This is a genomic window from Trebonia kvetii, from assembly GCF_007827045.1.
GTDB classification, from domain to species: domain Bacteria; phylum Actinomycetota; class Actinomycetes; order Streptosporangiales; family Streptosporangiaceae; genus Trebonia; species Trebonia kvetii.
Genome location: NZ_RPFW01000002.1, coordinates 1318424 through 1327398 on the forward strand (window position 1 = coordinate 1318424; position 8975 = coordinate 1327398).

General features: G+C 65.8%; 8 protein-coding genes. 6 read left to right on the forward strand and 2 right to left on the reverse strand.

All coding sequences use genetic code 11. The annotated features are described in order from the left end of the window. Nucleotides 1-34 precede the first annotated feature (34 nt). The 4 genes from EAS64_RS14745 (at nucleotide 35) to EAS64_RS14760 (ending at nucleotide 5628) form a co-directional block, all read left to right on the forward strand. Entirely contained in the window at nucleotides 35-2605 is a 2571-nt protein-coding gene (locus tag EAS64_RS14745) for a DUF5682 family protein (protein ID WP_145853445.1), read from the forward strand. Next, complete coding sequence (locus EAS64_RS14750; RefSeq protein ID WP_145853446.1) at nucleotides 2602-3861, forward strand: VWA domain-containing protein; 1260 nt, start codon at nucleotides 2602-2604, stop codon at nucleotides 3859-3861. The genes EAS64_RS14745 and EAS64_RS14750 overlap by 4 nt, the downstream gene beginning before the upstream one ends. Nucleotides 3862-3915: 54 nt before the next feature. Beyond that, nucleotides 3916-4758 (forward strand): patatin-like phospholipase family protein, encoded by an 843-nt coding sequence (locus EAS64_RS14755; protein ID WP_145853447.1) that lies wholly within the window; start codon nucleotides 3916-3918, stop codon nucleotides 4756-4758. 144 nt (nucleotides 4759-4902) lie between these two features. Next, entirely contained in the window at nucleotides 4903-5628 is a 726-nt protein-coding gene (locus tag EAS64_RS14760) for an IclR family transcriptional regulator (protein ID WP_222849303.1), read from the forward strand. 54 nt (nucleotides 5629-5682) lie between these two features. Here EAS64_RS14760 and EAS64_RS14765 read toward each other — a convergent pair whose 3' ends face one another. Further along, nucleotides 5683-5931, reverse strand: coding sequence for a hypothetical protein (locus EAS64_RS14765; protein WP_145853449.1), 249 nt, complete (start codon nucleotides 5929-5931; stop codon nucleotides 5683-5685). Between the two features lie 498 nt (nucleotides 5932-6429). Beyond that, nucleotides 6430-7071, reverse strand: a complete 642-nt coding sequence (locus EAS64_RS14770; protein ID WP_145853450.1) for a hypothetical protein — start codon at nucleotides 7069-7071, stop codon at nucleotides 6430-6432. Between the two features lie 231 nt (nucleotides 7072-7302). Between EAS64_RS14770 and EAS64_RS14775 the strand changes: the two genes are divergently transcribed. Next, entirely contained in the window at nucleotides 7303-7599 is a 297-nt protein-coding gene (locus EAS64_RS14775; protein ID WP_145853451.1) for a hypothetical protein, read from the forward strand. 404 nt (nucleotides 7600-8003) lie between these two features. Beyond that, a complete protein-coding gene (locus EAS64_RS47445; RefSeq protein ID WP_145853604.1) occupies nucleotides 8004-8396 on the forward strand; it encodes an NlpC/P60 family protein in 393 nt (130 codons plus the stop codon). Nucleotides 8397-8975: the final 579 nt, after the last annotated feature.

The window sequence follows — 8975 nt, forward strand, 5'->3', positions numbered from 1 at the left end:
GAAGAAAGCGCGCGGAGGCGCGGGGAGAGTGTCCGTGCTGGGGGTACGGCATCACGGGCCGGGTTCCGCGCGCTCGGTGGTCGCGGAACTGGACCGGGTCCGGCCCTCGATACTGCTGATCGAGGGGCCGGCCGACGCCGATCCGCTTCTCGGCCTCGCCGCGGCGCCTGACATGTCGCCGCCCGTCGCGCTGCTCGGTTATGCGCCCGACGAGCCCCGGGTGTCGGCGTTCTGGCCGTTCGCCGAATTCTCACCCGAGTGGCAGGCGCTGCTGTGGGCCGCGCGCAACGGGGTGCCCGTGCGGTTCTGCGATCTGCCCGCCGGGATGGTGCTCGCCCGCGAGGACCGGCAGGAGGGGCAGGGAGAGCCAGTCGGGCCAGCCGACGGCGAGGGTGCGGCGCCCGCGGACCAGGCGGCGGACGAGGCGCGGGTCCAGGCGGCCAACGGGGCGACGGGTCGGAGTGCGGACGCCGCGACGGACCAGGCATCACACACGGCGCGAGACCAGGCGACCGGTGAGGCGGACGGCGAGGTAGCGGCGCCCGGCGAGGTAGCGGCGCACGGCGAGCAGGCATCCTCCGGCGAGCAGGCGGCTGCTGGCGGAGAGGGTCTCTCCAGCGAGGAGGCGGCACCCGGTGCGGAGCCTCAAGGCTTGGCCGGCGTTGACTACGCCGACGATCCGATCGGAGCGCTGGCCGCGGCGGCCGGGCATGACGATCCGGAACGCTGGTGGGAGGACCTGATCGAGGTGCGGACCGACGGGTCGTCGCCGTTCGCCGCGCTCACCGAGGCGATGGCGGAGCTGCGGGCGGGGATGCCTGAGCCGTCGCCACGCGAACTGGCGCGCGAGGCGCACATGCGGCAGGTGCTGCGCGGCGCGCTGAAGGAGACCGAGGGGGTGGTCGCGGTCGTCTGCGGCGCCTGGCACGCGCCCGCCCTGGCCGGCCCGCTCCCGGCCGCCACCGCGGACGCGGCGGTGCTGCGCGGGCTGCCCAAGCGGAAGGCCGCGCTCGCCTGGGTGCCCTGGACGCACTCGCGGCTGGCCACCGCCTCCGGGTACGGGGCGGGGATCGGCTCACCCGGCTGGTACCACCACCTGTTCAGCGCGCCAGACCGGCCCGTCGAACGGTGGCTGACCCGGGTCGCCGGCGTGCTGCGCGACCGCGACCTGCCGGTCTCGTCGGCGCACGTGATCGAGGGAGTGCGGCTCGCGTCGTCGCTCGCCGCGCTGCGCGGCAGGCCCGCCCCCGGGCTGACCGAGGTCAGCGACGCGACCCTCGCGGTGCTCTGCGAGGGATCGCCGACCGTCGCCAGCTACGTGACTAGGGACCTGGTCGTCGGCGAACTGCTCGGCAGCGTGCCCGACGACGCGCCGCCCGTTCCGCTCGATGCGGACCTGCGGGCCCGCGCCAGGACGCTGCGGCTCAAGATCGCGTCGCTCGCGGTCGCGCTCGACCTGGACCTGCGCCGCGACCTGGACCGGCGACGGTCGGAGTTCCTGCATCAGCTTGACGCGCTTGGCATCGGCTTCGGCACGCTCACGCAGTCCTCGGTCAGGTCGACCGGAACCTTCCGTGAGACGTGGACGCTCGCCTGGCAGCCGCCGCTGTCCGTCGCGGTGATCGACGCGGCCGTCTGGGGCACCTCGGTGCAGGAGGCGTGTGCCGCCCGGCTTCTCGCCAGGGCGGCGTCGGCGTCGGCGCTGCCCGAGGTGACGGAGACGGTGTCGGCCGTGCTGCTCGCCGGGGTATCGCAGGCGGCGCTCGCGCCGGTGCTGCGGTCGCTCGACGCGGTCGCGGCGGCCGACCAGGACGTGGTGTCGCTGATGACCGCGGTCCCCGCGCTGGTGCGCGCCATCAGGTACGGGAACGTGCGCGGCACGCCCGCCGGGCCGCTCGCCGCCGTCGTCGACGCGCTGGTGATCCGGATCTGCGCCGGGCTGCCCGGTGCGGCAGGCGGGCTCGCGGACGACGCGGCGGCGCTGCTGAGGGCCGCGATGGACGGGCTGCACGCGGCGCTCGCCGTGTACGGGCAGCCGGACTCGGGTTCGCCCGCCCGGTGGAACGGCGCGCTGCGCCAGCTCGACGGCCGGCGGGACGTGCACGGTCTTGTGGCAGGCCGGGTGGTGCGCATGCTCGCCGACGCCGGCGCGCTGTCCTGGCCGGACGCCGCGGTCCGGTTCCGCGCGGCGCTGTCGGTCGGTGCGACCGCGGCGGCGAAGGCGGCCTGGGCGGAGGGCTTTCTCGGCGGGGATGGCGGGGACAGGGCAGGCTCCGCGGGGAGCGGCCTGCTGCTCGTGCACGACAGGGAACTGCTCGGCGTGCTCGATGAGTGGCTGGCGGATCTCCCCGGACCGGATTTCCTCGAGGTGCTGCCGCTGCTGCGGCGGACCTTCTCCGGGTTCAGCCACCCGGAGCGGGCGGCGATCGGGCGCGCGGCACGGGCACTCGGCGCGCGGCTGACGCCGCGGGGCGGCGCCTGGCCGTCCGGGGCTCCCTGGGGCGCCGGGCCGGGCCCGGCCGGCACTGCCGACGCATTTGACCAGGCGAGGGCGGCGGGCGCGCTGCGGACCGTCGCGGGCATCTTGAACGGAGCGGCGTCATGACGGAAAAACTCGGCATCGCGGCAGGCACCGGCCTTGGTGCGGATGAGGCGGAGCGGCTGCGGCGGTGGCGGCTGCTGCTCGGCTCGCCCGCCTCCCCCGCCCTCGGCGGGCTGGCCGGCGACGACACCGTGATCGACGGCGCGCTCGGTGCGCTGTACGACGAGACCGGCGCGGCCGGCGACGGCCAGGGCGGTGCCGGCCACGGCGGTGCTGGCCACGGCGGCGGCGCCGCCGGGCGCCGCATGGGACGCAGCGGAGGTTACGGCGCGTCCGCGCCGCGGGTCGCCCGGTGGCTCGGCGACATCCGCAGGTACTTTCCCTCCACAGTGGTGCAGGTGATGCAGCGAGACGCCATCGACCGGCTGAACCTGCGGCAGCTGCTGTTGGAGAAGGAGATGCTGGAGAGCATCGAACCCGACGTGCAACTGGTCGGCACGCTGCTTTCGCTCAGCGCGATGATGCCGGAGACCACCAAGGCCACGGCGCGGATAGTGGTCGCGAAGGTGGTCGCCGAGATCGAGCGCAGGATCGCGGACCGCACCAAGTCCGTGGTCACCGGAGCGCTGAACCGGGCGGCCAGGGTCCGGCGGCCCAAGCCGAGGGACATCGACTGGAACCGGACCATCGCCGCGAACCTGGCCAGGTACGTGCCCGAGCACCGTACCGTGATCCCGGAGCGCCTGGTCGGCTACGGGCGGCGCCAGCCCGGTGTGGCGCGGGACATCGTGCTCGCCATCGACCAGTCCGGCTCGATGGCTTCCTCGGTGGTGTACGCGTCGGTGTTCGGTGCGGTGCTCGCGTCGCTGCGTGCGCTGCGCACGTCGGTCGTCGCGTTCGACACGTCTGTCGCGGACCTGACGGCTGACCTCACCGACCCGGTCGACGTGCTGTTCGGCACCCAGCTTGGCGGCGGCACCGACATCAACCGGGCGGTCGCCTACTGCGAGACGCTGATCACCCGGCCGCGGGACACGATCCTGATCCTCATCTCCGACCTTTACGAGGGCGGCGACGAGGATGAGATGCGGGCCCGGCTGCGCGCGCTCCGCGAGGCGGGGGTCTGCGTGGTGGCGCTGCTCGCGCTCGCGGACGACGGCGCGCCGTCCTATGACCAGGCGACGGCCGCCTACCTGGCGTCGGTGGGCATCCCCGCGTTCGCGTGCACGCCCGACGCGTTCCCCGACCTGCTCGCGGTCGCGATCGAGGGCGGAGACGTAGCCGCCTGGGCGCACCGGACGGAGCTAGCAGCGCGCTAGCGCCTGCTTTCCCGGCCGCGGGCACGGCAGGGCACCGTGCTAGCGTTATCGCCCATGGCGGACGGACACGCGCTTGTGCTTGGCGGTGGCGGGGTCGCTGGGATCGCGTGGATGACCGGGCTGCTCGCCGGGCTCGCCGACGCGGGCAGCGACATCAGCGGCGCGGACCGGGTGATCGGGACCTCGGCGGGCGCCACCGTGGCGGCGCAGCTGGGCAGCGGGCTGTCGCTCGACGAACTGTTCGCGCGGCAAGTCGATCCCGCGCTGCAGTCCCGCGAGCTGATGGCGGTGATCAACTGGGAGCGCTTCGCCGCGGACCTGCAGCCCTACCTGGATGGCGCCGGCGCCATGGATGAGATGCTGCGCGGCTTCGGGCGGTTCGCGCTCGACGCCGACACCGTGCAGGAACACGAGCGACGGGCGGTGATCGAGTCGCGGCTGCCGTCTCTGGACTGGCCGCTGACGCCGACCAGCCTGATCGCGGTGGACTGCACGTCGGGCGAGCTTGCCGCCTTCGAAGCCAGCTCGGGGGTGAGCCTGGTCGACGCGGTGGCCGCGAGCTGCGCGGTCCCCGGCATCTGGCCGCCGGTCACGATCGCGGGCCGCCGCTACATGGACGGCGGGGTGCGTTCCGGTGACAACGCTGACGTGGCGGCGGGCTCGCAGCGGATCATCGTAGTCTCGCCGCTCGGCATGGACTCGCCGCTCCCCTCGCCGCTGCCACTGCGCGAGACGCTGACCGCGCTGAAGGACGGCGGCGCGTCGGTGACGGTGATCTCGCCCGACGAGGCCTCGGTGGCCGCCATCGGCACCAACCCGCTCGACCCGGCGACCCGGGTGCCCGCCGCCATGGCCGGGCGCGCCCAGGGCCGGACGGGACTGCCGCCGGCCTTCTGACCGGACGGTGGACCCGGCTAGCCGCCTGACAAGCCGCGGGGAGCCGAAGCGCAGAACGGATAAGCTGGCTCAATGGCGAAGCCGAGGATTCGGGAGGCGGGTCCGGACTCCGCTGCCACTCCCCCGCAGTATCCGATCGAGTCAGTGGACAACGCGCTGAGGCTGCTGCTGCTGTACGCTGAGCAGCCGGCCGTCCGGCTCACGGAGGCAAGCGGCTACCTCGGCGTCGCCTCATCGACCGCGCACCGGCTGCTCGCCATGCTGCAGTACCGCGGATTCGTCCGGCAGGATCCAGACAGCAAGGCCTACACTCCAGGCCCGGCCCTGACCGTCATCGCCGCCTCGATTAACCGGCGAGACGATGCGCGGATGCGGGCCCGCCCGGTGCTGCAGAAGCTCAACATCGATCTCAACGAGACCATCACCCTGGCCCGGCTCGAAGGGCGGCAGGTCAACTACATCGACTCGATCGAGGGCACCAAAACGGTACGGGTCATCTCGCGAGCCGGCCAGATGATGCCGGCCAACTGCACCTCGACGGGCAAGGCCATGCTCAGCGTGCTCTCCGCGGAGGAGCTGCGCAGGCTGTTCCCCGACGAGCGGCTCAAGACGATGACCAGCCGCTCCATCGCGACGCGGACCGAACTCGAGGCGGAACTGGAACGGATCAGGCGGCGCGGGTACGCGTCGAGCACCGAGGAGAGCGAGGAGGGCGTGGCGTCGGTGGCCGTCGCGGTCCCGGCGCACGGCGGTGCGCAGTACGCCATCAACGTCTCAGTTCCGCTGAACCGCATGAAGGCTTCGGCTAAGTCCCAGTTCACGACCGCGCTGCAGACGGCAGCGCTGGAGCTCGAAGCCCTCCTCGGCTGACGCCGGGCCGGCCGGGCCGCGGCGGCCTTGGCGCGGCAGCCTTGGCGCTTCGGGTCAGCGGGCGGCGATGGTGATGGCAGGGCGGTCGACGGGCCTGAGCCAGCGAAGCACCCGCAGCAACTGCTTCACCGGGAGCGAGACGCAGCCCGCGGTCGCGCCGCCGGTGCCGACGTGCAGGAAGATGGCGCTGCCACGGCCCGGCTTGCGGGCCGCGTTGTAGGCGATCACCGCACCGTAGTCGTAGGCGGGGACGTTGTGCATCGGCTCAGGGTAGGCGCCAGGGCTGACCCTGCGCGCGTCCACCCACTCGTTGTACCTGGGGCTTCGCGAGTCGGGGGGTACTTTAGAGAAGGGGAAGGAAATTCTTTACCCTCGTTCTTGCGAAATCTAATGATGCTAATTTGCAAAATTCTTGCGTCCCATATCGCAAAAAGACATGGCTTCCGGGTGTCTATTTTCCCCTCCGTATTTAACCTAAAACACAGTTCGCAGCGTCCCAGTATTGACCCTGAAAACAACCCCTAAAAGTCCAAATCCATGCACTTTCGAGCATGGAAAACCCCTGGCCGCTACAGCCAGGGGTCTATTTTAAATCCAGAATTCAGCTTTAAGCTGGCTGGTTCTCCGTGCGTGTATTTCATGCCGTGTTCTTGCGTAGGAAATCAGGTCTGTTACGTCTGATCCGTCGCCGGTATCACTGAGAAAAGAAGCTTTGCCGGTTTCACTGGCGTTGCAAGCAGCTATGACATCTTCCATGAGAGATATGTATGCCTGGTTGGCTGGTAATCAGTTTTGGCCTGGCTACCGCTGATTTGGGTTTTGAGCGGCTGATGCGGGTTCTGTCAAAGAATTAACTCTGTCTAGCAGTTCTTGCTCTTCACTGTTCTCTTTCGCTGTGCGAAATTCGCCTACCAACATTGTAACTTCCCATGCCACAATCGCACCAAAGAACGCAGATAGCATTGCGATGACAACCTGACATAGCGTGATTACGTCGTTAGAAAGTCCACTTTCGCTATCCGCTTGAGTGTCAAGTTGATTTGCCTTAACGATGGCTTTTTCGGCAGGCTTTACGTTCTTGGGATTTTCTAGCATTTGCGCAATCGCATTATCGCGCGCCACCTGGGCGTGTCGATGTAGAGAATCGACATGATCCGCAATTGAACCAGCCTCAAAGACAACCATTGCGATCACAATTATTGAAAAAATAAAAACACCAATAAAGAGCAGAAGAATTATCTTAGAAGGCTTCGCTCGCTTTTCAGATAGCTGGTTGAATGTCAGTACTGCAGTTGTTTCTCTGGCTTGATTTGCTTGCGTCGTGGCTAGGGTGTCGAGACGCGCTGTGATGCCAGGATCGGCGTTGCGCGTAGCTATAATCTTTTGAAGTTGCCTGATTCTGGCCGCTTTAGTTCGGTTCACTCTCTGCCCCCTCGTTGCCATGTTAAGCGTAGTGTACCCCCGCTAAAATGGAAAACCTACTGCCGGGCAGTTAAGCGGTTCGTGCAGCCATTTCAGTGATTAGGTAACCTCTGGTCAGTGTAGTCAGGGGTTAGCCTAAATCCAGAATTCCGCACTAAACTTGAGTCGCCATATACGTGAATTTGACAATTACCGCTTTTACTGGAACAATGGTAATAGACATACCTGTCTATAACGGATTGGTAACGGACTATGCCACTACCGGGTTTTAGCAACCTGACAGTTACCGCCGATGCTCATAGCAGACTGCGCTATTTGCGGCTAGTTCTAAGCATTGCGGAAAACCGCTCAGTCAGCTTTAGCGATGCTCTCACTTATGCTGTTGAGCTTGCCAAGACGCATCTTGCATTGGTCAATCCGGCTGACAGTCAGGCATCAAAGCTGGTGACGGAAAAAGCTAAAAGCCTGCCCGCTGGTGAGCCTATCCCGCTGGATTTCTGGCAGAGTGCGGGAGTTCCCTTCACGGTTCCTGCTGAGGAAACATCATGAGTCCTGTTGAGTGGGCAATCGCCATTAACACAGCTGGGGAGTTCATAGCCGGAACTGTGCTTACTGTTGCTGCTATCAGGGTTACCAAGGCACTCAAGACGGATACCCGGGAGACAGCGAGGCTAACTCCGAAGGGTTTTCCCGTGCCACGTCATGAAATCAATAACGTTCCGACTCACGTTTGGGATTCATTATGAGTAAAGGAACTGCGGTAGCTTACTGCACTGTCGGCGGTATCCTCATTTATAGCGGGATAAATGGCACCACGATCAGTGACACTTTCCCCGCTGCTCTCAATGGCGATCTGAGCACTGCCAAGCGTAGTGAGAATATCGGAACTGGCAATCCGGGTGCTGTAACCACGTTTTCGGAAAGAGTAATCGGCCCCGACTAACGGTGTTGCTATCGCCAGTGATGCGCTCACGTACCAGGGACATGCCTACGCTTACGGCGGTTCCCCTGGTATCAACGGCAGTAACCCCTGGGATTGCAGCTCCTTTGTAAATTGGGTGCTAGGCCATGACTTCGGCATGACGCTTCCGGGCAACGTGAGAGGTTACAACGGAAGTAATCACGGGCCGGTTGCCAGCTCCTACGCCACCTGGCCGCAAAGCGTGACGGTTTCCAGGTCTAGCGTTCTTGCGGGTGACTTGCTTGTCTGGGCTACGCACATTGGCATTGCGATTAACAATCATCAGATGATAAGTGCGCTTAATCCAACCCTGGGAACTGAGGTTACCGGGATTGAAAACGGCGGACCACAGGGTGAATCCCTGGTGTGCCGTCGGATCATATAAGAGAGCATCTTCTAAATAGGAGAGGGTTGTATTTCAGTGGCTAATATCCTTACCATTCCTGTAATGGAAGTTAGCTAAGTTGCCTATTACTCCAGTCCAGAAGAAACGCGTCTCTGTTTCCCGTACTGAGATGGTTCATCGTGTTATTACTGCGCTGCCTACCGCCCGTGCTGGTTCCCCTGGCCGATGTCATGCCGGTAATTAGGTCTCTCCCGGCTGACAAGGTTCTTCTAGGGGTTACCGGCCGTGCTGAGCACAGGTTCTGGGATATGAGCAGTGAAGATCCTCACGCGATGGTGTCTGCTAACACGCGGCGTGGTAAGACACGTCTTCTCCTGCTTATCGCTGGTCAGGTTCTAGCCCAGGGTGCAGAGCGTGTGACGGTTATTGATCCTAAGCGCGTAGGCGTTGATGAATGCCTGAGCATGGTACCGGGAGTGAGGGTTTACAACTGTCATCTGCCATGAGCATGGGACCACCTGCCGAGGGTTATTGCCACGGGGATGGGACCACCCCGGTTGCCAGTTGATGGACCACCCCTGCCAGGATCGCCCGGTTTGCACCGTTCTGCGAGAGATG

Bases quoted from the DNA above. Each gene is read 5' to 3' on its own strand.
- EAS64_RS14750 (WP_145853446.1), top strand. From the start codon at position 2,602: ATGACGGAAAAACTCGGCATCGCGGCAGGCACCGGCCTTGGTGCGGAT.
- EAS64_RS14755 (WP_145853447.1), top strand. From the start codon at position 3,916: ATGGCGGACGGACACGCGCTTGTGCTTGGCGGTGGCGGGGTCGCTGGG.
- EAS64_RS14770 (WP_145853450.1), bottom strand. From the start codon at position 7,071: ATGGCAACGAGGGGGCAGAGAGTGAACCGAACTAAAGCGGCCAGAATC.
- EAS64_RS14775 (WP_145853451.1), top strand. From the start codon at position 7,303: ATGCCACTACCGGGTTTTAGCAACCTGACAGTTACCGCCGATGCTCAT.